Raw genomic sequence first — 21,825 nt, 5'->3', positions numbered from 1 at the left:
TTGCGCCAACGATACGTTCTGGCAGCATATCTTTACGTCACCCTAGCGGCGAGGAGAACAGATGACGGCGGCGAACAACCTGGAGTCAGCCGCCACGACGGTCTCCGAAGCAGTCGACGAGACCTCGCGGCAGCCGTACGAGTACGTGCGGCGGGAGCTGGTGGAGCCGGACTGGCGGCGGTTCCCCGGCTGGCGGGAGGTCACGGACGCCCAGTGGCGTGACGCCCAGTGGCAGCGGGTGCACTGCGTGAAGAACGTCAAGCAGCTCCGGGCGGTGGTGGGCGACCTGCTCGAGGAGTCGTTCTACGACGACCTGGTGGCGGACCAGGAGCGGCTCGCGACGATGTCGATGCTGCTGCCGCCCCAGATGCTCAACACGATGGCGCCCTCGGTGGACGGCTCGTTCACGAAGGCGTTCCTGGCGGACCCGATCCGCCGCTACATGATGCCGGTGGCGAGCGACCGCGAGCCGGAGTGGCCGAACCACCCGCACTCGTCGCGCGACTCGCTGCACGAGGCGGAGATGTGGGTCGTGGAGGGGTTGACCCACCGGTACCCGACGAAGGTGCTGGCCGAGCTGCTGTCGACGTGCCCGCAGTACTGCGGTCACTGCACGCGGATGGACCTGGTCGGCAACTCGACCCCGCAGGTGGACAAGCACAAGCTGACGCTCAAGCCGGTCGACCGGCAGGACCAGATGATCGAGTACCTGAAGCGGACCCCCGGCGTGCGGGACGTCGTCGTGTCCGGCGGTGACGTGGCGAACGTGCCGTGGCACCAGCTGGAGTCGTTCCTGATGCGGCTGCTCGACATCGACTCGGTGCGCGACATCCGGCTGGCGACCAAGGCGCTCGCGGGGATGCCGCAGCACTGGCTGCAGCCCAAGGTCGTCGAGGGCCTGGAGCGCGTCGCCCGGACGGCCGGCCGGCGCGGGGTCAACCTGGCGATTCACACGCACGTGAACCACGCCCAGTCGGTGACCCCGCTGGTGGCCGAGGCCGCGCGGACCGCGCTCGAGGTCGGCGTGCGCGACGTGCGCAACCAGGGCGTGCTGATGCGTGGCGTGAACGCGACTCCGGATGACCTGCTGGACCTGTGCTTCGCCCTGCAGGGCGAGGCGAACATCCTGCCGTACTACTTCTACATGTGCGACATGATCCCGAACGCGGAGCACTGGCGCGTCGCGGTGTGGGAGGCCCAGCAGCTCCAGCACGCGATCATGGGTTACCTGCCGGGCTACGCGACCCCGCGCATCATCTGCGACGTCCCGTACGTGGGGAAGCGCTGGGTCCACCAGCTGGCGGAGTACGACCGCGAGCGCGGCATCTCCTACTGGACGAAGAACTACCGCACGGGCATCGAGCGCTCGGACCCGGACGCGCTGAGCCGCCGCTACCCGTACTACGACCCGATCGCCACGCTCCCGAAGGCAGGCCAGAAGTGGTGGGCGGACTACGAGTCCACCACCGCCACGCCGGCCGAGTCCTAGCGGGCCGAGAGAACGCCCGGCGAGCGCAGGGGGCCCGCCGGGCGTTCTCCGTCAGTTGACGGTGTCCGGGCGCGTGCGCAGGCCGCGCTCCGAAGTAGACACCGCGGCCATGTCCTCGGCGTCGCGCTCGAAGTCGAACACGGCAGCAGGCCGCCGCCCTCCGCTTCTCGAAGGCGCGCCACTCTGACCCTCGGTAACGGGTCATACGCAGGGTGAAGTGGCGAGCTGTGGCCCTACCACCATCGTGTTCAGTCAGGAACACTCTCGCAGGTCGGTCGCACACCGTTAGCGACCAAAGTGACCCTAGGAGAGTGGCGTGTCCATCCGAAGAAGGACGCTCGCGGCGGCGATCTTGCCCGTGCTCGCCGCAAGCATGATCGGGCTGACCGCGGCCGTCCCGGCCCAGGCGGGCCCCGCGGTGACCACCGCGGTGACCCAGCAGGACGACCTCCTCGACAGGCTCGAGGCGGTACCCGGGCTGACCGTCGTCTCCGAGAAGCCGGCGCCCGCGCCCGGCTACCGGTTCTTCTTCCTCACCTACCGCCAGGCCGTCGACCACCTCAACCCACAGGGGCCGACGTTCGAGCAGCGCCTCCAGCTCCTGCACCGCGACACCAGCCGGCCGATGGTGCTGCACACGACCGGCTACGGCATGCCCGAACGGGCCTTCCGCTCGGAGCCGACCGCGCTCATCGACGGCAACCAGATCTCCATCGAGCAGCGGTTCTTCACGCCCTCGCGGCCCGAGCCGGCCAACTGGACCAAGCTCAACATCTGGCAGGCGGCGACCGACCACCACAAGATCGTCCAGGCGCTGAAGCCGATCTACTCCGCCAAGTGGATCTCCACCGGCGCCAGCAAGGGCGGCATGACCTCGGTCTACCACCGCCGGTTCTACCCGCGTGACGTCGACGGCGTGGTGGCCTACGTGGCCCCGAACGACGCCAACAACAAGCAGGACACCGCCTACGACGACTTCTTCGCGAGCGTCGGCTCGACCCCGGCCTGCCGCACGGCGCTCGAGACCCTGCAGAAGGAGGCGCTGACCCGGCGCACGAACCTGGTCAACCTCTACGACCAGTTCGCCGCCGCCAACAACCTCACGTTCGACCGGGTCCTCGGGTCGACCGACCGGGCCTTCGAGATGACCGTGCTCGACACCGAGTGGGCGTTCTGGCAGTACTCGCGCGAGGCGGACTGCGGTGCGGTGCCGCCGGTGACGGCCACCGACCAGCAGATCTTCGACTTCATCGACAACGTCGCCGGCTTCGCCTTCTATGCCGACCAGGGGATCCTCCCCTACGCGCCGTACTACTACCAGGCCGCGACACAGCTCGGCTGGCCGCAGCCGAAGTTCAAGTACCTCAAGGGTTTGCTGCACTACCCGAACCTCTACGTGGCCAACTCCAGCCTGCCGCCGGAGCTGCGGTCCAAGCACGACCCGTGGCCGATCGCCGACGTCGACCGGTGGGTCAGCAAGGACGCGAGCCAGCTGCTGTTCGTCTACGGCTCCGACGACCCGTGGGGTGCCGAGCCGTTCCACCCGAGCAACAAGGACTCGTACACCTACACCGCGCCGGGCGCCAACCACGGCGCGAACATCCGGGCGCTGAACCCGGCCGACAACGCCGCGGCGACCGCGACGCTGTTGCGCTGGGCCGGCGTGAGCACCGCCCCGGCCGCCAAGCGGTCCGCGGCGCTCACCGAGCTCGACAGGTGGGACCCGCGGAACATCCGCCGCCCGCTCTGATCATCACCGCCGAACGGCGCCTTCCGGCTTCCGGGAGGCGCCGTTCGCCATGAGCCGGGCCGTCACCAGCATCGCGGCCGGGAGGAGGATCACCGGGAAGCCGGACGGCTCGAGGATCAACGCGCACGCCAGCACCCAGCAGGCGATCGTCCAGGTGACGTAGCCCGGCAGCGCCCGGCCCTCGCGCGCGAGGCGGGCGAGCACCAGCCCGAGCAGCGCCGTCGGCACCGCGAAGCTGCCGACCAGCTGCCAGAAGAACGCCTGGGCCTGCGGCATCGGCGCGCCGATCGGGAGGTCGGCCCAGAGCGCGCCGGAGAGCCAGTCGGGGACGAAGCCCACCGACGTCGCGAAGAAGAACACCAGGTGCGCGGCCGCGATAGCCGCGAGCAGCCGGCCTGCCCAGATAGTCAGCGTGCGGGGGCGACCGATCAACGGTTGCGTGGGCACGCCCACCATCGTCGCGCCGCCCGGCGGCGCGCGGCACTACGCTTGAGCACGATGCGACCGCGGGGATGGCGAGCCTGGATCGGGCTCATGGTGATTGTTCTGCTGCTCGGCTCGGTTCTGCTCGTGGGCGACGACCTCGTCCCTGAGCCGACACCGTTACCCGGTCCGCCGCAGGACGCCCCGCGCGTGGTCGTGGCCATGGGCGACAGCACGATCTCCGGCGAGGGCGCGGGCGACTACGAGAAGGGCACCGACGGCCAGAACGGCAACTGGTGCCACCGGTCCCCGCACGCGTCGGTGCACCGGATGGACCTGCTCACGATCGACCGGACGTTCAACCTGGCGTGCTCGGGCGCGCCGTCGCCGCAGGTCGGGCTGGGTGACGTCGTGCAGTACACGGAGCCGTCGCAGGCCGAGCGGCTGGCGGCGATCGCCGCGCGGAACCGGGTCGTGGCGGTGGTCGTCGGGTCCGGGGCCAACGACGAGCCGGGGTTCTCGCACGTGCTGAACGCGTGTGTCGAGGCGTGGATCGGCCGCGGCGAGCCGTGCGGCGACTCGGTCGGGCCGAAGTGGCAGGAGCGGGTGGACAAGATGGTGCCCAAGCTCGTGCGGGCGCTGTCGGACATCCGCACGGTGATGGGCAACGCGGGCTACGCGGAGGACGACTACCAGCTGATCGTCCAGTCCTACGCGGCGCCGATCGGCACGGATGTGGCGCGGGGCCTGCAGGACCTGTCCGGCTGCCCGTTCCGCTCCGACGACCTGCGCTGGGTCGAGCGGACGGCGGTGCCGGTGCTCACCGCGGGCGTGCGCCTGGCGGCGGCGCGGGTGAACGCGCGGTTCCTGGACCTGTCCCGCGCGGGCATCGGCCACGAGGCCTGCTCGGCCAGCCGCGACCCGGAGCACCACGAGTGGTTCCGCCGCCTGGCCGTCCAGTGGGACGACCTGCAACACGAGGACCGCGCGACGCACGCGTTGCAGGAGTCGTTCCACCCCAACGCGTTGGGGCACGCGCAGTTCGGCAGCTGCCTCGGCGAGTTCCTGAACACGCCGGACCGGGCCGCCGCGTGCCTGGCGGGCGCGGACGGCAACCTGCACGCCGCCTCGTCCCGCGGTCCCTAGCGCGCGGTCCTCGTCGCGCGGTCTTCGCGCGGTCCTCGTCGCGTGGACATCAGAGTGCGTGACCGCCGGCGACCTGGACGACCTGGCCGGTGATCCAGCGGGCCTGGTGGGAGGCAAGGAAGACCACCGCGTCGGCCACATCCGCCGGGTCGCCCACGCGTCCTAACGGGATGATCGACGTCAGGGCCTGGACCTGGTCCTCCGTGATCCATCCCGTTTGGACCGGACCGGGGGCCACCGCGTTCACTCGGACGCCGCGGGGGCCGAGGTCGAGGGCCGCGGCGCGGGTGAACGCCTCCAGCGCGGCCTTCGACGTGCCGTAGCCGATCTTGCCGGGCAACGCGCGGGCGGCGTCGGTAGAGATGTTGACCGCGCACGTGCCGCCGCGGCGGGCCAGCTCGGCCGTGAGCAGCGCCGGGGCGATCGCGTTGACGCGGTAGTGGCGCTCGAGGTTGGCGGCGGTGAGCCTGTCGATGGTGTCGGGGCTCTCGCGGTGGGCCGCGTTGTTCACCAGCACGTCGACGCGGCCGAGCGCGGCCTCGACGTCGTCGAACAGGCAGCGTGGGGCGTCCGCTTCGGACAGGTCGGCGTCGACGGCGACGCCGCCGAGCTCCTCGGCCAGCGGGACGGCGTCGGTGGGCAGGGAGTGCTCCCAGTGGGCACCGTCGGGCGGACCGGGCTCGGCGGCGAGGTAGTGGATCGCGACCCGGGCGCCCTCCGCGGCGAACGCCCGGCTGATCGCCGCGCCGATGCCACCCGCTCCCCCGGTCACCAGCACCACCTTGCCGGCCAGGCGGGTATCGATCACGTCCCCGACTCTGCCACGTCGGCGGTGCCCAGCGTTCACCCGCGTGCCCTACGTTGGGCGGCGCCCTGCTATCCCGACCGACGGAGGTTCTGCCGTGCGGGCCCTGCCCCGATCCCTGTTCCTGCTGCTGGCACTGCTCGGCCTGGTGGCCGGCGCGGTCCCCGCCGCGACCGCGACACCACCCCAGCAGCGGGTCGAGCCGCTGGCGCAGGCCCACGCGCACAACGACTACGAGCACGCCCGGCCGCTGTTCGACGCGCTGGACCACGGCTTCACCAGCGTCGAGGCCGACATCTTCCTCGTGGACGGCGACCTGCTCGTCGCGCACGACCCGGCGGACCTCGACCCGGCCCGCACGCTCCGCTCGCTGTACCTGGACCCGTTGCGGCAGAAGGCTCTCCACGGCGGCATCTACCCCGGGCGGCGGGTGGACTTCCAGCTGCTGATCGACATCAAGACCGAGGGCGAGTCGACCTACGCGGCGCTGGACTCGGTGCTGCGCTCGCCTCGGTACGCGTTCCTGTGGACGTCCTACCGGTCGGGCCGGGTGTGGCGCGGCCCGGTGACGGCGGTGGTGTCCGGCAACCGGCCGCGGGCGACGATGGAGGCGCAGCGCAGCCGGGTCGCGTTCTACGACGGCCGGATCGCGAACCAGTCCGACCTCGGCCCCGGCGCCGACGCGCGCCTGACGCCGCTGGTGTCGGACAACTGGACGACGCTGTTCTCGTGGACCGGCGCGGGCCCGATGCCCGCCGACGAGCGGGCCGAGCTGCGCGCCATCGTGCGGACCGCGCACGACGCCGGCCAGCGGGTCCGGTTCTGGGCGACGCCGGACGTGGCCGGGCCCGAGCGCGAGGCGATCTGGCGCGAGCTCGTGGCGGCGGGCGTGGACCACATCAACACCGACGACCTCGCCGGCCTGGCGGGGTTCCTGCGTTCCTCGGCTCGGCACGCGGCCTGACCCTCGTGACGGTGGCGCCTCTGTCCTGGGGCGCCACTGGCCCCTCTCGGCGCGGTGGCGGCCCTCGCGGGGTTTGGCCCTCGCCCATGGAGAACGCGACGGCCCCTGCGCGGGAACCGGTTCCCGCCTAGCCTGGGGCGGTTTTGCGGGCCCGGAAGGCTGCGGCTTTCACGCGGTTCTGGCACGCGGTCGAGCAGAAGCGGCGGGTGCCGTTTCTCGAGATGTCCACGTACACGCGGTCGCACGCGGAGGCGTTGCAGATGCCGAGGCGGTCGATGGCCGCGTTGCCCAGGACTGTCGCCAGGGCTGTTGCCATCGAGGCCGCCCAGCTTTCGGACCAGGACGCGTGTGCGCTGTGGAAGTGCAGGTGCCACGGCTCGTCGTCGTGGCGGGCCAGGGTGGGGATGGCGTTCGTGGCTCGCATGATGGCGTTCAGGGACGCGCAGGCCTTGGCCACCTCGCCGGCGTCGACCAGCTCGACCACCTCGCGCAGCTGGGTCGCCCAGGCGGCCAGCTCCTCGGCCTCGGCGGCGGTCGGGTGGTCGGGGGTACGGGAGGGCGGCACGGCGTCGCGGACGGCCGCCACCAGGTCGGCCGGCGGCGGGAAGGGGCGGCCGTGGCGCTCACCCGGGGTGACGTCGTTGATCAACGTCACGACGTTTCCCACCACGTCACTTGTGTGACTGTCAAAGTCCACTTGACCAGTTACCTCCACGTCAGCTAGCGTCACTGTCATCAAGCTTATAGCCAGTTACGGAGGTGCGCCATGCAGGTGACGACGGCACAGCGGTGGGTGCGGCGCTGGGACGCTCAGCAGGAGCGGTACATCCCCGACCGCGAGGAGCGGTTCCGGGTGGTGATCGACGTGGTGCGGGCCGCGGTGGGCACCGGGCCGGCCAGGGTGGTCGACCTCGGGTGCGGGCCCGGGTCGCTGTCGGCGCGGATCGCCGCCGCACTCCCCCAGGTCGACGTCGTCGGGGTGGACGCCGACCCGCTGCTGCTCGGGCTCGGCGCGGCCAACACCGGACCGCGGGTGAAGCTGATCGAGGCCGACCTCTGCTACCCGTCGTGGCCGGACCGCACGGGGCTCGCCGGGCCGTGGGACGCCGCCGTGTCGTCGACCGCGCTGCACTGGCTCGACCCCGACTCGCTCGCCGCGCTCTACCGGACCCTGGCCGAGCGGCTGCGGCCCGGCGGCGTGTTCGTCAACGCCGACCAGATGGGACTGGGCGCGTCTACTTTGGACGCTATCGCGGGCGCGGTGCGGGAGGCCCGGACCGCGCGCGTGGGCACCGACCGCAACGAGGACTGGGCCGAGTGGTGGCAAGCCCTCCGCGAGGACGCCGAGCTGACCCCCCTGCTGGACGGCCGGGACCACTCCACGTCGCACACCGAGAACGACCTGACCGTTCACCAGCAGGCAGCGCTGCTGCGCGCGGCCGGCTTCGCGGAGGCAGGGCCGGTCTGGCAGTTCGGCGACGACCATGTGCTTGTGGCGGTCCGTTGAGGGGACCGGTCTTCGTCCGGAGTGGACGGTGGGGCCGGGGCTTGCACGTGGGGCCGTTACAGGGCTGGGGATCGGCCCTCGTACGGAGTGGACAGGACGACTGTCGTACGGGTGGAGACCTTGGCGGCCTCGCGGATCTGGCGTAGCAGCTCCTCCAGGGCGGCTGGGGAGGCCACCCGCACCAGGAGGATGTAGGACTCGTCGCCGGCCACCGAGTAGCAGGACTCGATCTCGCGGATGTGGGTGAGGCGTTGGGGATAGTCGTCCGGTTCGGACGGGTCGATGGGGGTCAGGGAGATGAACGCGGTGAGGGGCAGGCCGATGACCTCCGCGTTGAGCTGCGCGGTGTAGCCCCGGATGACACCGCGCTGCTCCAGGCGGCGCACTCGCTGGTGGACGGCCGACACCGACAGGCCCACGCGCTCGGCGAGGTCGGTGAAGCTGCATCGCCCGTCGGCGGAGAGCTCTCGGGCTATGGCCTGGTCTATGGGCTCCAGCTCCGAGGCGGTCATCGGGTCGGGAGCACGGTCAGCTCGTGCGGCCGGGTGTTGAGCGGCTCGACGCCGTCGGGGGTGACGACCACGATGTCCTCGATCCGCGCGCCCCACCGGCCCGGCTGGTAGATGCCCGGCTCGACCGAGAACGCCATGCCGGGCTCGAGCGGCAGCTCGTTGCCGGCGACGATGTACGGGTCCTCGTGCACGTCGAGGCCGATGCCGTGGCCCGTGCGGTGGATGAAGTACTCCCCGAAGCCCGCGTCGGCGATGACGGAGCGGGCCGCCGCGTCGACGTCCTGCGCGGCCACCCCGGGCCGGACCGAGGCGACGGCCGCGGCCTGGGCCGCCTGCAGCACGGCGTAGGTGTCGGCGACGTCCGCGTCGCGGGGCTCGCCCATGACATAGGTGCGGGTGCTGTCCGAGCAGTAGCCCTCGGGCACCGGCCCGCCGATGTCGATGACGACCACGTCGCCCGCCTCGACCACGCGGGCGGACTGCGAGTGGTGCGGGCTCGCGCTGTTGGGGCCGGAGCCCACGATGACGAACTCGGCCACCGCGTGGCCCTCCTCGACGATGGCCGCCGCGATGTCGGCGCCGACCTCGGCCTCCGTGCGCCCGACCCGCAGGAACTCGGCCATGCGCGCGTGGACGCGGTCGATGGCCGCACCGGCCCGCCGCAGGCCCTCGACCTCGGCGGCGTCCTTGCGCATGCGCAGCTCGCGCACGATCGGGCCCGCCAGCGACTGCTCCGCGTCCGGCAGCGCGCGGCGCAGGGACAGCACGTGCAACGCCGGCATGACATCGCCGAGCGCCACCCGCGACACCTCGCCGAGCAGCGACGCGACCAACGCGTACGGGTCCTCGTCGTCGACCCACGTGGCGATCTCGACACCCAGCTCGTGGGTGGGGACCGCCGCATAGCCCGGCGCCTCCAGCTTCGGCACCACTAACACCGGCGCCCCACCCACGGGCAGCACCAGGCAGCTGAGCCGCTCGAACGAGCTGCCGGAGCCGCCGAGCAGGTAGGTGAGGTCGGAGCCGGGCGCCATCAGCATGGCGTCGACGCCGGCGGCGCCGGCCGCGTCCCGGGCGCGGTCGAGTCGCGCACGCAGGGCCGTGGGGTCGGTGGCGGAAACGGTGGTCGACATGCCGGAAAGCCTAGTCCCGGCGTCAGGTTGACGTTGTCAGCGACATGTCAGGGACCTGTGAGGGCGTCTCAGGGCCGTATCAGCCGCACGGCACATCGTCGGGGTCACCAACCCGACTTCGAGGGGACGAACCATGAACCACGCCGTGCTGGCCGAAGGACTGGCCAAACGGTTCGGGGAGACGACCGCGCTCGACGGCGTCGACCTCGCCGTGCGCACCGGCACCGTGCTGGGCCTGCTCGGGCCCAACGGCGCCGGAAAGACCACCGCCGTGCGGATCCTGGCCACGCTGCTGCGCCCGGACGGCGGCCACGCGCAGGTGTGCGGGTACGACGTCGTCCGCGACGCGCACCGGGTCCGCCAGCTGATCGGCCTCACCGGGCAGTACGCCTCGGTCGACGAGATGCTGACCGGCGCGGAGAACCTGCTGCTCATCGGCAGGCTGCTGGGTGTACCGCGGGCGCGGGCCAAGCGCCGGGCCCGCGAGCTGCTCGAGCAGTTCGACCTGACCGGCGCCGCCAACCGCGCGGCCAAGACCTACTCCGGCGGCATGCGGCGCCGCCTCGACCTGGCCGCGAGCCTGGTCAGCCGGCCGCGGGTGCTGTTCCTGGACGAGCCGACCACCGGGCTGGACCCGCGCAGCCGGCTCGACATGTGGCAGGTCGTCCGCGACCTGGTGGCCGACGGGGTGACCGTGCTCCTGACCACCCAGTACCTGGACGAGGCCGACCAGCTGGCGCACGACATCGCGGTCGTCGACCACGGCCGGGTGATCGCCACCGGCACGCCGGCCGAGCTCAAGGCCCGCGCCGGCGCCCAGCCCCTGGTCGTGCGCCCGGCCGACCCGGCGGACCTGCCGATCGTGCTGTCCGTCGTGCGCGACGTGACCGCCACCGAGCCGGTCGTCGAGGGGTCGACCGTCACGGCGTCGGTGACCGACCCGGCGCTCCTGCCGGCCGTCGTGCGGCGGCTGGACGACGCCGACGTGCTGGTGGCCGAGCTGGCATTGCGGGACGCCAGCCTCGACGAGGTCTTCCTCGGCCTCACCGGCCACCGCGCGACCACCGGCGAGCCCGCCACGCAAGGAGTGCCGGCATGACCACCATGACCCTTGCCCCACGGACCCGGCCCGTCGAGGGCCTCGTGCAGAGCGCCACGCTGTCCTGGCGGACGCTGGTGCAGATCAAGCACAACCCCATGGAGCTGATCGACTTCAGCATCCAGCCGATCATGTTCCTGCTGCTGTTCACCTACGTGTTCGGCGGCGCGATCGCCGGCTCGACGGGCGACTACCTGACCTTCGCGCTGCCCGGGATCGTCGTGCAGAACTGCCTGTTCGGCACGCTCAACACCGGCGTCGGCCTGAACACCGACCTGACCAAGGGCGTGTTCGACCGGCTGCGCGCGCTGCCGATCGCGCGGTGGGCGCCGCTCGCCGGGCGGATCGTGGCCGACATGGTCAAGCAGGCGTGGGCGATGGCCCTGCTGCTGGGCCTCGGCGCGATCATGGGCTTCCGGGTGGGCACCGACATCGCGAGCGTGCTGGGCGCGTTCGGCCTGCTGCTGGTGTTCGCGATGGCGTTCTCGTGGATCTCGGTGCTGGTCGGCATGCTGGTCAACGCGCCGGAGAAGGTGATGATCTTCGGGTTCGCGGTGATGTTCCCGCTGACGTTCGTGAGCAACGCGTTCGTGCCGACCGACACGATGCCGGGCTGGCTGCAGGGCTGGGTGGACGCCAACCCGGTGACCGCGGTCGCCGACGCGGTCCGTGGCCTGCTGGTCGGCGGCCCGGTCGCGGGCCCGGTGACGACGACGCTGCTGTGGACGGCGGGGATCGTGGCGGTCTTCGCGCCGCTCGCGGTCCGCGCGTTCAAGCGGCGGGTGTGACCACCAGGTCCCGCACCGTGTCCATGGTGGCGGACCGGCCACGCGTGGCCGCCTCGGCGAACACCTCGTCGCCGAGCGCGGCCCGCGTGGCCGCCTCCACCCGGACGGCGTCGGCGGAGGACAGGTCCGGCACCCCGCGGATCGCGACGCTGGCGCCGAGCAGGGCCGCGGCGTGCCGGGGGTCGCCGCGGTGCAGGCTCAGGTCGGCGGCGCCGACGAGGGCGTGGGCGATCACCGGGGCGTCGTTGGAGTCGAGCGCCAGGTCCAGCGCCTCGTCGTGGCGCGCGGTGGCGGCCGCCAGGTCGCCCTTGGCGATCTCGAGGTAGCCGAGGGAGGCCGCGATCATCGCGCGGAACTGCGCCGCGACCGAGCCGTGGGCGGCGAGCATCCTCGCCCGGGCGAGGTCCACGCCCGCGGCCTCGAGATCACCGCCGCGGCGGGCGAAGTCGGCTTCCGCGTGGGCCACGCCGGCCAGGCACTCCGGCAGGCCCAGCCGGTCGGCGTCGCGGCGCGCGGCGGCGAGGATCGCCGAGGACTCGGCGGCCCGGCCGAGCTGGAGGAGCAGGTCGGCGAGCCGCAGCCGGTAGCGCACCAGGTCCTCGTTGATGACGAGCTGGGCGAACAGCACGATCGCCTCCTGGTACAGCTCCGCCGCGGTCGCCAGCTCACCGCGCCACGCGATGAGGTCGCCCAGCGAGCACAGCGCGAACGACATGCCCCACCGCTCGCCGACCGACCGGTACGACGCGAGCGCCGCGCGGAAGTCCGACTCGGCCTCGGCGTGCATCCGGCCCGCGTTGAGGAACGCGTGGGCACGCATGGCCAGCGCGGTGCCGGCGACCCACGGGTCGTCGTCGTGCGCGAGCACATCCGCCACGTGCCGGTTCATCGGCTCGGTCGGCCGGCCGAAGGTCCTCATCACCTCCTTGATCGGCCCGATCAGCCTGAGCAGCGGATGCCGGGCCCGGTCGACGCCCTCGGCGGTGTCGACGGCCGTGGTGAAGTAGCGGAGTGCCCGGTCGCCCTCGTGGAGCCCGTCGAGGGACAGCAGCGCGCCGATCGCGAACGCCACCGACCGCACCTCGGCCGGCGTGCCCTCCCCCGGCACGGCCAGCGCCTCGGCGGCCAGCTCGCCGCCCTCCGCCTTGTGCCCGTGCAGCCACCAGTACCAGCCGACGTTGGCGAGGAACCATTGCGCGGTGCGGGCGTCGCCCGCGGCGATCGCCGTCCGCAGCGCGGCGTTGAGGTTGTCGTGGTCGGCGTCGAGCCGGCCGAGCCATTCCAGCTGCTCGGCGCGGCGCAGGTGCGGCTCGGCGGTCTCGGCGAGCCGGCCGAAGCACTCGGCGTGCGCCCAGCGGACCCGCTCGGTCTCGCCGGCCTCGGCCAGCCGCTCCAGGCCGTACGCCCTGATCGTCTCGAGCATCCGGTAGCGCGTTCCCACGAGTACCACCAGCGACTTGTCCACCAGCGCGGACAACACGTCGAGCACGTCGTCCGGCGGCAGGTCGGCACCCGCGCACACCTGCTCGGCCGCCTCCAGCGTGGCGCCGCCGGCGAACACGGCGAGGCGGCGCAGCAGGATCCGCTCGGCGTCGTCGAGCAGGTCCCAGCTCCAGTCGACGACCGCACGCAGCGTCTGGTGCCGCGGCAGCGCGAGCCGGCTGCCGCCGGTGAGCAGCCGGAACCGGTCGTGCAGCCGGGTGGCGACCTGCTCGGGCGACATCGTGCGCAGCCGCGCCGCGGCCAGCTCGATGGCGAGCGGCATGCCGTCCAGCGCCCTGCAGATGTGGATCATGTGGAGGGCCGTGCGGTCGTCGACGGCGAACCCGGGTCGCACGGCGCTCGCCCGGTCGGCCAGCAGGCGCATCGACGGGTAGGTCATCGCCCGGTCGCGGCTCGCGTCCGCCGGCGGCAGCGGCAGCGGGTCGACCGGCCACAGCGTCTCGCCGGTGATGCCGAGCGGTTCGCGGCTGGTGGCGAGGACGCGCAGCTGCGGGCAGTCGCCGAGCAACCGGTGCGCGAGCGCGGCGGCCGGGCCGACCAGGTGCTCGCAGTTGTCCAGCACCAGCAGCAGCGGCCGGGTGGACAGCGCCGCGGCGAGCCGGTCGATCGGGTCGGCGGCCTCGGGCGGGGTGGCGAGCGCCGGGGTGCTGCCGAGGAGTGCCTGCACGCGGATGCCGAGCGCGAACAGCACGGCCTGGGGCAGGTCGCCGCCGTCGCTGACCGGGGCCAGCTCGACCAGCCACACGTCCCGGATCTCGTCGAGCAGGGCGCGGGCGACCTCGGTGGCCAGCCGGGTCTTGCCGGAGCCGCCGGGGCCGGTGAGCGTGACCAGCCGGCAGTCGCGGACCATCGCCGAGACCCTGGCCAGGTCGGTGTCGCGGCCGACGAAGCTGGTGAGCCCCGCGCGGAGGTTGGTGTGCGGGTGGTCCCTGGGTGTCTCGCCGCCGCGCAGGATCTCCAGGTGCAGGGCGGCGAGCTCGGCCGACGGGTCGGCGCCGAGCTCGTCGGCCAGCGCATCGCGGACGCGGGCGTGGACGGCGAGCGCGTCACCCGCGCGGCCGGCATGGCAGAGCGCACGCATCAGCAGGGCGGCGAACCGCTCGCGCAGCGGGTGCGCGGCGACGAGCTCCTCCAACTCGGCGAGGTCCGCGCGGGGCAGCCCGGCCTCGATGCGGTCGCCCAGCACGGCGAGCCGCAGCTCCTCGAGCCGGGCCAGCGGCGCCCGGGCGAAGGCGGCGGTCGCCGCGTCGGCGAGGGCCGGGCCGCGCCACAGCTCCTCCGCCTGCCGCAGGATCGTCGCCGCCCGCGCCGGGTCCTGCCGCAGCGCGGCCCGGCCCTGCGCGGCCAGCTGCTCGAAGCGGTGCAGGTCGACGGCGTCCGGCGGGACCGCGAGCCGGTAGCCGGCCGGGGTCGACTCGACGGCGGGCTCGGGAAGCGCGCGGCGCAGCCGGGAGACCAGGGCCTGCAAGGCGTTCGTGGCCTCGGCGGGTGGGTCCTCGCCCCAGACGCCGTCGATGAGGCGCGCGGTGGTGACCACCCGGCCGGCGTCGAGGGCGAGCAGGGTCAGCAGCGTGCGCAGCCGCGCGCCGGTGATCTCCACCGGCGTACCGTCGTCGGACCGGACTTCCATCAGGCCGAGCATCGCGATCCGCACGTGTCGATTCTGCCTTCCCGGTACGACATGGCAGGCTGGCGCCTGTGAGTCGTCCTCTTGTTCTGCTGGACTCGGCCAGCCTGTACTTCCGCTCCTACTACGCGCTGCCCGATTCGATGACCGCACCGGACGGTACGCCGGTCAACGCGGTGCGCGGGTTCGCCGACACGATCGCCCGAATCCTCACCGAGCGGCGGCCGTCCCGGCTGGTGGCGTGCCTCGACGCGGACTGGCGGCCGGCGTTCCGGGTGAACGCGCTGCCGTCGTACAAGGCGCACCGGGTGGCCGACCCGGTGAACAACGTCGAGGAGGTGCCCGACACGCTCACCCCGCAGGTGCCGATCATCCTCGACCTGCTCGACGCCGTCGGCCTGGCGACCGCGGAGGCCGGCGGGTACGAGGCGGACGACGTGATCGGCACGCTGGTGCACCGCGAGTCGGTGGACCCGGTGGAGGTCGTCTCGGGCGACCGGGACCTCTTCCAGGTGGTGCGCGAGGAGCCGACGCCGGTCCGGGTCATCTACGTGGGCCGCGGGTGGGCCAAGGCCGAGGTGCTCGGGCCGCGTGAGCTGGCCGCCCGCTACGACCTGCCGGAGCTCAACAGCGGCCTGGCCTACGCGGACATGGCGCTGCTGCGCGGCGACCCGTCGGACGGCCTGCCCGGCGTGACCGGCGTCGGCGAGAAGACGGCGGCGAAGCTGATCACCCGGTTCGGCTCGCTGGAGGGCCTGCTGGCCGCCGCGGCCGCGGACGACAAGCTGGTGCCGCTGCGGGTGAAGACGGCGTTGCGGGACGCGGCCGCGTACGTGGCGGCGGCGCCGCTGGTGGTCCGGGTGGCCCTGGACGCCGCGGTGACCGTGGACAGCGCCGACGTGGTGCCCGCCGAGCCGCGCGACCCGGACCGGGTGCGTGCCCTGCAGGAGAAGTGGGACCTGGGCGCGTCGGTGGACCGGCTGCTGGCCGCGCTGGCGGCGGTCCGCGCCTAGCGGGACTGCGCGGCGAAGTCCTTGAGGTCCGGGCCGGTGGGCTTGTCCGGGCCGCAGCCCGCCGTGAGCACGGCGACGACCACGAGAGCCGCCACGAGCACGTGCCGCACCTGCTGACCTTCCGCCGGGGATGTCAGAACAAGCTACCGCACCACGCGGGGCGGTCGGTCGCGAACAGGCGGTCGGCGGCGGGTAGCGCGCCGGGGTCGGTCGCGGTGAGGCGGCCGATCGAGGCGAGCGCGGAGGGGCGCCACGTGCCGAGGTAGATCATGCCGAGGGTCTCGACGGTCATCGTCAGCGCGGCCGGCGCCCCGGTGCGTTCAGTCCCTTGTGGACTGATCAGGTAGCGGCCGGAGTTGGTGGGCAGCAAGGGATCCACGATCTCGATCACCACCGGGTCGGCGGCGCCGTAGGTCCGGCCGGCGAGCGCGGTGGGCACGTCCAGCACGCGGACCCACAGCTCGTCGTCCAGCTCGGTGCGGACGGCGAACAGGTCGACCAGCATCGCCTCGAGCGGGTCGTCCATCGGGCGCATGTAGACGGTGACCTCCTCGATGAGGTCGATGTCGAGCAGGAACCGCCACAGGTCGCTGGTGGCCTCCTGGCCGGCGGCGGTGAAGTCGAGGACACCGATCGCGGCGCCGGCGCGCACGTCGTCGGACGGGAACGGGCCGGGCCGGTACCCGACGAAGCCGTCGATCTCGCCGTCGGGGCGGAAGTGCGCGGCCACCCGGAAGTAGCCGTGCTCCATGCGGCGCTCGTAGTTGAGGGCCCACCACGCCGGCGAGCGGCCCATCATCCCGGCGCGGGCCTGCTGCAGCCGCGGGTACGCCTCGGGCAGCAGGGTGAGCGCCTCGTCCTTGCTGAGCAGCCGGACCGTGCCGGACGTCGGCACCTCCGGGCGGACACGCGCGCGGGCCGGCCGGACCCGCATGATGCGGACCCGGGTGCCGATCCCGTAGCCGAAGCGGCCGTAGATCGTCGGCTCGCTCGCGTGGAGCGTGGCGAACACGTCGCCGGCCGCGGCGCACCCGGCGAGCTGCAGGCGCATCAGCCCGGTGAGCGCGCCGCGCCGGCGGTGGTCGGTCCGCACGCCGACGGCGGTGACCGCGGCCATCGGCAGGATCGCGCCGCCGGGCAGGGTGAGGCTGGAGGTGAGCGAGGTGGTGGTGCCGACCAGGGTGGCGCCGGCGAACGCGCCGTACGTGCGGCCGGGCTCGTAGGCCTTCCTGATGAGGGCCCACTTCTCGTCGTCGAGCGGCTCGTCGTGCAGCGCCTCACGGAAGACGTCGTTGGCCACCCGCAGCTCGGCGTCGTCGTCGTCGAGCGCCCGGAACTCGAACTCGGTGGTCCGCGCGGGCGAGAGCGTCTGGGTCACCCGCCGATGATGCCGTCTCCGCCGTGGCCCCGCCAGCGAGTGCCTCGGTTCGCGGCCTACCGGCTCTCCGGCAGCCCGACCTCGTACCCGCCCGTGTCCGGCCGACCGTCCACGCCCTTCAACCGCCCCGGTTGAACCGAGCTACTTGGCTTCCGGTGTCGAGACCTCGTACTGGCCGTCGTTGTTCACGACGGTGATCTTGACGTTCATCGGCTGGTCGCGGATCGTCGCCGTGCAGTTGAACGTGTTGCCCTGCTTGACTTCCTGGTCGGCCGGGCAGTCGACCTTCGAGATGTCGGCCTTGGGCTCGTGGTAGTTCTCGATGAGGATCTTCTTCACGCCGTTGTCGCCCTCGAGGGCGGACTCGTCGAAGACCTTCTTGTTCAGGAAGCCCGGCGTGACGAAGCCGAGCACGCCGAACGCGCCAGCCGCGAGCACGATGACCACGACCACGACCCAGATCCAGGCGCCGCCACCCTTCTTCGGGGGCTGCTGGCCGTACTGGGGCGGGTACCCGCCCGGCTGCTGCTGCGGCTGACCGTACCCACCGTAGGGCTGCTGCTGCTGACCGTAGGGGTACTGCTGCGTCGGCTGCTGCTGGCCGTACCCACCGTAGGGCTGCTGCGACGGGTCGGGCTGACCATAGCCGGGCGGCGTCGGGTCCTGCTGACCGTACGGCTGCTGCGGCTGCTGCGGCTGCTGCGGCTGCTGCCCATAACCACCCTGACCGGGGCCTTGCGCCGGGAACCCGCCGGACGGCGTGCCCGACGGCGTGCCCGGGGTGGGACCGCCGCCGTAGGGCTGCTGTCCCCACTGCTGCTGCGGGTCGTTCCCACCGGGAGGCCCGTAGGGGCTGGTCATGGTTCGCCTCCGCGAAATCGAGGTCGCACGGTCGGATCTGCTGGGCGCGATCAAACCATAGCGGGAGGTATACGCCCCGTGTGCTCCGCCACGCGAATCCAACCAAGTGGCCGAGTCATGCCGTTCCCAGGGCCACGACCCCGCGCCGCATGGTGCGCACGGCCTCGTCCGCGGCCGCCCCCACCGGGTGCGCCCTGCCCATCACGTCACGCAGCTGGTCGAGCAGGTCGATCACCTGCCGGCACCACCGGACGAAGTCACCGGCGGAGATCTCCGAGCCCGCGGACTCCGACGCGGTCATCACCCGCTCCAGGGTCTCGCCGCGGGCCCACCGGTACACCGTCCACGCGAAGCCCGCGTCCGGCTGCCGGGTCCGCTCCAGCTTATGCCGCCGCTCGTCGGCCTCCAGCGACGCCCACAGCCGGGCGGTCTCGGCCAGCGCGTCGGTGACCGGGCCGGCCGGCACCCGCGGCTCGCTCGGCCCGTCCCGGCGCGCCTCGAACACCAGCGCCGACACCACCGCCGCGAGCTCCGGCGCGGTCAGCGCGTCCCAGATGCCCTGGCGCAGGCACTCGGCGGCCAACAGGTCCGACTCGCTGTAGAGCCGGGCGAGGCGCCGGCCGTCGGCGGTGACCTCGTCGTCGCCGTTCTTCTTCGCGAGGTAGCCGCGTTCGGTGAGCAGCGCGCGGATCCGGTCGAAGCCGCGGGCCAGCGAGTGGGTGGTGGCCGCGACCTTCTGCTCCAGCTGCTCGGTCTCGGCCTGGAGCCGGCGGTACCGCTCGGCCCACCGCGCGTGCACCTCGCGGTCGTCGCAGCCGTGGCACGGGTGCGCGCGCAACGCCCGGCGCAGCGCGGCCAGCTCGCCGTCGTCCTCGCCACCGCCCGCCGAGCGCCGCCGGATGCGGCCGGGCGCCTCGATGCCGGTGTTGCGCAGCGTCGACGCGAGGTCGCGGCGCGACCGCGGCGAGCGCAGGTCGACCTGCTTGGGCAGCTTGATCCGGCCGAGCGCCTCCACCGGCGTCGGAAAGTCGGCGACCGAGAGCCGGCCGGCCCACCGGTCCTCGGTGAGCACCAGCGGCCGCGGCTCCCCCAGCTGGTCGACCCCGGGGTCGATGACGATGGCGAGGCCGGAGCGCCGGCCTGCGGGCACGGCGATCACGTCACCCTTGCGCAGCGACTCCAGCGACCGGGCCGCGTCCGCCCGCCGGGCCGACGCGTTCTTGCGGGACAACGACTTCTCCCGCTCGGACAGCTTGGCGCGCAGCGCCGCGTACTCGGCGAAGTCGCCGAGGTGACACGTCATCGACTCCTGGTAGCCATCGAGGGCCTCGCGGTTGCGCTCGATCCGTCGCGCGAGCCCCACCACCGACCGGTCGGCCTGGAACTGGGCGAACGACTGCTCGAGCAGCTCGCGGGCCTGCTGGGCGCCGAGCCGGTCGACCAGGTTGACGGCCATGTTGTACGCCGGCCGGAACGACGAGCGCAGCGGGTAGGTCCGGGTCGACGCCAGGCCCGCCACGGTCTTCGGGTCGACGCCCGGGGTCCAGACGACGACCGCGTGCCCCTCGACGTCGATGCCCCGCCGCCCGGCCCGGCCGGTGAGCTGGGTGTACTCCCCCGCGGTGAGCTCGACGTGCGCCTCGCCGTTGTACTTCACGAGCCGCTCGAGCACGACCGTGCGGGCCGGCATGTTGATGCCCAGCGCCAGCGTCTCGGTGGCGAACACCACCTTGACCAGGCCGCGGACGAACAGCTCCTCGACGGTCTCCTTGAACGCCGGCAGCAGCCCCGCGTGGTGGCTCGCGAACCCGCGCTCCAGCGCCTCGCGCCACTCCCAGAAGCCGAGCACGCGCAGGTCGGCGTCGGCGAGGTCCTTGGTGCGCGCTTCGACGATCCGGCGTATCTCGGCGATCTCGGCCTCGGTGTTCATCCGCAGGCCCGACCGGGTGCACTGGGCCACCGCGGCGTCGCAGCCGACCCGACTGAACACGAACACGATGGCCGGCAGCAGCCCGGCACCGTCCAAACGGGACACCATGTCGACGCGGGACGGCGGCCGGAACCGGGGGCCGCCGCGCACGGGCGCGGCCCGGCCGCGACCCCGGTTGCGCGGGCCCTGCCACGGCGACTGCTGCCGAGCCGCGTCCTCGGTGCGGCGCAACAGGTCCGGGTTGATCTTGGCGAGGCCCTCGGCGTCCTCGCCGACGAAGAGGTCGAGCATCCGGCCGGACACCATCATGTGCTGCCACAGCGGCACCGGCCGGTGCTCGTCGACCACGACCGTGGTGTCGCCGCGGACCTCGACGAGCCAGTCGCCGAACTCCTCGGCGTTGCTGACCGTGGCGGACAGGCTGATCAACCGCACCCAGTCCGGCAGGTGCAGGATGACCTCCTCCCACACCGCGCCGCGGAACCGGTCGGCGAGGTAGTGCACCTCGTCCATCACCACGTAGCCGAGCCCGTCGAGGGTGGACGAGCCGGCGTAGAGCATGTTGCGCAGGACCTCGGTGGTCATCACCACGATCGGCGCGTTGCCGTTGACCGACGAGTCGCCGGTGAGCAGGCCGACCGACTTGGGACCGTACCGCTCGGCCAGGTCGGCGTACTTCTGGTTGGACAGGGCCTTGATCGGCGTGGTGTAGAAGCACTTGCGGCCCTCGGTGAGCGCGAGGTGCACGGCGAACTCGCCCACCACGGTCTTTCCAGCGCCGGTGGGCGCACACACCAGCACGCCGTGGCCGTCCTCGAGCGCGGCGCAGGCCTGGTCCTGGAAGGGGTCCAGCTCGAAGGGCAGCTGCCCGGCGAACTCGGTCAGCTTCGGGTGGCTGGACCGGCGGCGCGACGCCGTGTAGGCCTCGGCCGGAGACGAAGAAGGGCTGGTGGCCACATCATCAAGACTGTCACATGTCGCGCCGGCTAGGCCGCGCGGCCGACCACGGTGAGCGCCGCGGGGACGCAGCTGACCTCGACGGGGAGCGGCCCGATGCGCTCGCCGTCGGCGTAGGCGACCCAGCCGTTGGCCCCACCGCCGGCCCCGCCGAGCCGGACCTCGCGGGCCCGCGAGGTGGTGACGAGGGGGTTGTGCACGTGGTTGCCGGTGCGCAGCCCGGGCAGCATCTTCACGAGGTCGAACCGGCTGGCCCGGCCGACGAGGGTGATGTCGAGCAGGCCGTCGGTGGGGTCGGCGTCGGGACAGATCGGGATGCCGCCGCCGTAGAACGGGATGTTGCCGACCGCGATCTGGGTGGCCTCCAGCTCCGCGCGGCCGCCGTCCTCGACGACCGTGAGCGGGCCCGGGCGCAGCCTGGCCAGCTCGGCGAGGATCGCCAGGTCGTAGCGGCGCGGGCCGGACGGCCAGCGCATCCGGTTGGCGCGCTCGTTGACCGCGGAGTCGAACCCGGCGCACAGCACGCCGGCGAACCACGGCCCGCCGGCCACCCGGCCGAGGTCGATCGTGCTGCGCTCGCCGGAGCTGATGGCGGCGACCAGCGCGTCGGTGGCCTCGAGCGGGTCCTTCGGCGCGCCCAGCGTGCGGGCGAGGTCGTTGCCGGTGCCCGCGGGGATCACCGCGAGCGCGACGCCGGTGTCCGCGCAGAACTGCACACCCTGGTGGGCCGAGCCGTCGCCGCCGACCACGACCAGCAGGTCGAGGCTCGTGCCGTGGGCCTTCTCCATCAGCCGGCGGGACTCCTCGACGGTGCTCGCCGCCACGATGACGAGGTCGTCGACCGCGCCCCGCAGCCGCTGCGCGACCGTGTCCGCGATCCGGCCCGCCCGGCCGAGGCCGGACGCCGGGTGCACCACCATGGCGGCCCGCATGCGTGCGC

At 72.9% G+C, this 21,825-nt stretch carries 18 protein-coding genes; 8 read left to right on the top strand and 10 right to left on the bottom strand.

Annotated elements, in window-relative coordinates; genetic code table 11:
* Positions 1-61 precede the first annotated feature (61 nt).
* Positions 62-1,489: a lysine 2,3-aminomutase gene (locus VGD70_RS03270; RefSeq protein ID WP_331077945.1), complete on the top strand. Its 1,428-nt coding sequence runs from the start codon at positions 62-64 to the stop codon at positions 1,487-1,489.
* A gap of 316 nt (positions 1,490-1,805) precedes the next feature.
* Entirely contained in the window at positions 1,806-3,239 is a 1,434-nt protein-coding gene (locus tag VGD70_RS03265) for a S28 family serine protease (RefSeq protein WP_331077943.1), read from the top strand.
* Between the two features lie 3 nt (positions 3,240-3,242).
* Here the strand turns inward: VGD70_RS03265 and VGD70_RS03260 are convergent, their stop codons facing one another.
* Positions 3,243-3,686 carry a DUF6463 family protein gene (locus tag VGD70_RS03260; RefSeq protein ID WP_331077941.1) on the bottom strand — a complete coding sequence of 148 codons (444 nt, stop codon included), beginning with the start codon at positions 3,684-3,686 and terminating at the stop codon, positions 3,243-3,245.
* An 87-nt stretch (positions 3,687-3,773) separates the two neighbouring features.
* Here VGD70_RS03260 and VGD70_RS03255 point away from each other — a divergent pair, with 87 nt between their 5' ends.
* On the top strand, positions 3,774-4,808 hold the full coding sequence (locus VGD70_RS03255) for a GDSL-type esterase/lipase family protein (RefSeq protein WP_331077939.1): 1,035 nt from the start codon (positions 3,774-3,776) through the stop codon (positions 4,806-4,808).
* 49 nt (positions 4,809-4,857) lie between these two features.
* Here VGD70_RS03255 and VGD70_RS03250 read toward each other — a convergent pair whose 3' ends face one another.
* Positions 4,858-5,616 (bottom strand): SDR family NAD(P)-dependent oxidoreductase, encoded by a 759-nt coding sequence (locus VGD70_RS03250; RefSeq protein WP_331077937.1) that lies wholly within the window; start codon positions 5,614-5,616, stop codon positions 4,858-4,860.
* A gap of 103 nt (positions 5,617-5,719) precedes the next feature.
* Between VGD70_RS03250 and VGD70_RS03245 the strand changes: the two genes are divergently transcribed.
* A complete protein-coding gene (locus tag VGD70_RS03245; RefSeq protein ID WP_331078013.1) occupies positions 5,720-6,577 on the top strand; it encodes a phosphatidylinositol-specific phospholipase C/glycerophosphodiester phosphodiesterase family protein in 858 nt (285 codons plus the stop codon).
* A 127-nt stretch (positions 6,578-6,704) separates the two neighbouring features.
* Here VGD70_RS03245 and VGD70_RS03240 read toward each other — a convergent pair whose 3' ends face one another.
* Positions 6,705-7,232 (bottom strand): CGNR zinc finger domain-containing protein, encoded by a 528-nt coding sequence (locus VGD70_RS03240; RefSeq protein WP_331077935.1) that lies wholly within the window; start codon positions 7,230-7,232, stop codon positions 6,705-6,707.
* 111 nt (positions 7,233-7,343) lie between these two features.
* Here VGD70_RS03240 and VGD70_RS03235 point away from each other — a divergent pair, with 111 nt between their 5' ends.
* Positions 7,344-8,084 (top strand): class I SAM-dependent methyltransferase, encoded by a 741-nt coding sequence (locus VGD70_RS03235; RefSeq protein ID WP_331077933.1) that lies wholly within the window; start codon positions 7,344-7,346, stop codon positions 8,082-8,084.
* Between the two features lie 56 nt (positions 8,085-8,140).
* Here VGD70_RS03235 and VGD70_RS03230 read toward each other — a convergent pair whose 3' ends face one another.
* Together VGD70_RS03230 and VGD70_RS03225 are read right to left on the bottom strand one after the other, a co-directional pair.
* Positions 8,141-8,596 (bottom strand): Lrp/AsnC family transcriptional regulator, encoded by a 456-nt coding sequence (locus VGD70_RS03230; protein ID WP_331077931.1) that lies wholly within the window; start codon positions 8,594-8,596, stop codon positions 8,141-8,143.
* Positions 8,593-9,729 carry a Xaa-Pro peptidase family protein gene (locus VGD70_RS03225; protein ID WP_331077929.1) on the bottom strand — a complete coding sequence of 379 codons (1,137 nt, stop codon included), beginning with the start codon at positions 9,727-9,729 and terminating at the stop codon, positions 8,593-8,595. Before VGD70_RS03225 ends, VGD70_RS03230 begins: the two co-directional genes overlap by 4 nt.
* A gap of 133 nt (positions 9,730-9,862) precedes the next feature.
* Here VGD70_RS03225 and VGD70_RS03220 point away from each other — a divergent pair, with 133 nt between their 5' ends.
* Entirely contained in the window at positions 9,863-10,828 is a 966-nt protein-coding gene (locus VGD70_RS03220; protein WP_331077928.1) for an ATP-binding cassette domain-containing protein, read from the top strand.
* Positions 10,825-11,616 carry an ABC transporter permease gene (locus tag VGD70_RS03215; RefSeq protein WP_331077925.1) on the top strand — a complete coding sequence of 264 codons (792 nt, stop codon included), beginning with the start codon at positions 10,825-10,827 and terminating at the stop codon, positions 11,614-11,616. The genes VGD70_RS03220 and VGD70_RS03215 overlap by 4 nt, the downstream gene beginning before the upstream one ends.
* Here VGD70_RS03215 and VGD70_RS03210 read toward each other — a convergent pair.
* The gene (locus tag VGD70_RS03210; RefSeq protein WP_331077923.1) at positions 11,600-14,773 is read right to left on the bottom strand and encodes a BTAD domain-containing putative transcriptional regulator; all 3,174 of its coding nucleotides are present in this window, start codon (positions 14,771-14,773) and stop codon (positions 11,600-11,602) included. The genes VGD70_RS03215 and VGD70_RS03210 overlap by 17 nt on opposite strands.
* A gap of 44 nt (positions 14,774-14,817) precedes the next feature.
* On the opposite strand from VGD70_RS03210, the gene VGD70_RS03205 reads away from it, so the two are divergent.
* A complete protein-coding gene (locus VGD70_RS03205) occupies positions 14,818-15,759 on the top strand; it encodes a 5'-3' exonuclease (RefSeq protein WP_331077921.1) in 942 nt (313 codons plus the stop codon).
* A 133-nt stretch (positions 15,760-15,892) separates the two neighbouring features.
* Here the strand turns inward: VGD70_RS03205 and VGD70_RS03200 are convergent, their stop codons facing one another.
* The 4 genes from VGD70_RS03200 to VGD70_RS03185 all read right to left on the bottom strand — a co-directional run bounded on the left by VGD70_RS03200 (position 15,893) and on the right by VGD70_RS03185 (position 21,817).
* Positions 15,893-17,137, bottom strand: coding sequence for a GNAT family N-acetyltransferase (locus VGD70_RS03200; protein ID WP_331077919.1), 1,245 nt, complete (start codon positions 17,135-17,137; stop codon positions 15,893-15,895).
* Between the two features lie 141 nt (positions 17,138-17,278).
* Positions 17,279-17,998 (bottom strand): DUF4333 domain-containing protein, encoded by a 720-nt coding sequence (locus VGD70_RS03195; protein ID WP_331077917.1) that lies wholly within the window; start codon positions 17,996-17,998, stop codon positions 17,279-17,281.
* Between the two features lie 115 nt (positions 17,999-18,113).
* Entirely contained in the window at positions 18,114-20,885 is a 2,772-nt protein-coding gene (locus tag VGD70_RS03190; protein ID WP_331077915.1) for a DEAD/DEAH box helicase, read from the bottom strand.
* A gap of 29 nt (positions 20,886-20,914) precedes the next feature.
* Complete coding sequence (locus VGD70_RS03185) at positions 20,915-21,817, bottom strand: diacylglycerol/lipid kinase family protein (protein WP_331077913.1); 903 nt, start codon at positions 21,815-21,817, stop codon at positions 20,915-20,917.
* Positions 21,818-21,825 lie beyond the last annotated feature (8 nt).

Source organism: Actinophytocola sp. (genome assembly GCF_036402745.1).
Taxonomy (GTDB): domain Bacteria; phylum Actinomycetota; class Actinomycetes; order Mycobacteriales; family Pseudonocardiaceae; genus Actinophytocola.
The sequence above is the reverse complement of the archived record's forward strand: the minus strand, read 5'-3'. Positions and strand labels throughout refer to the sequence as shown.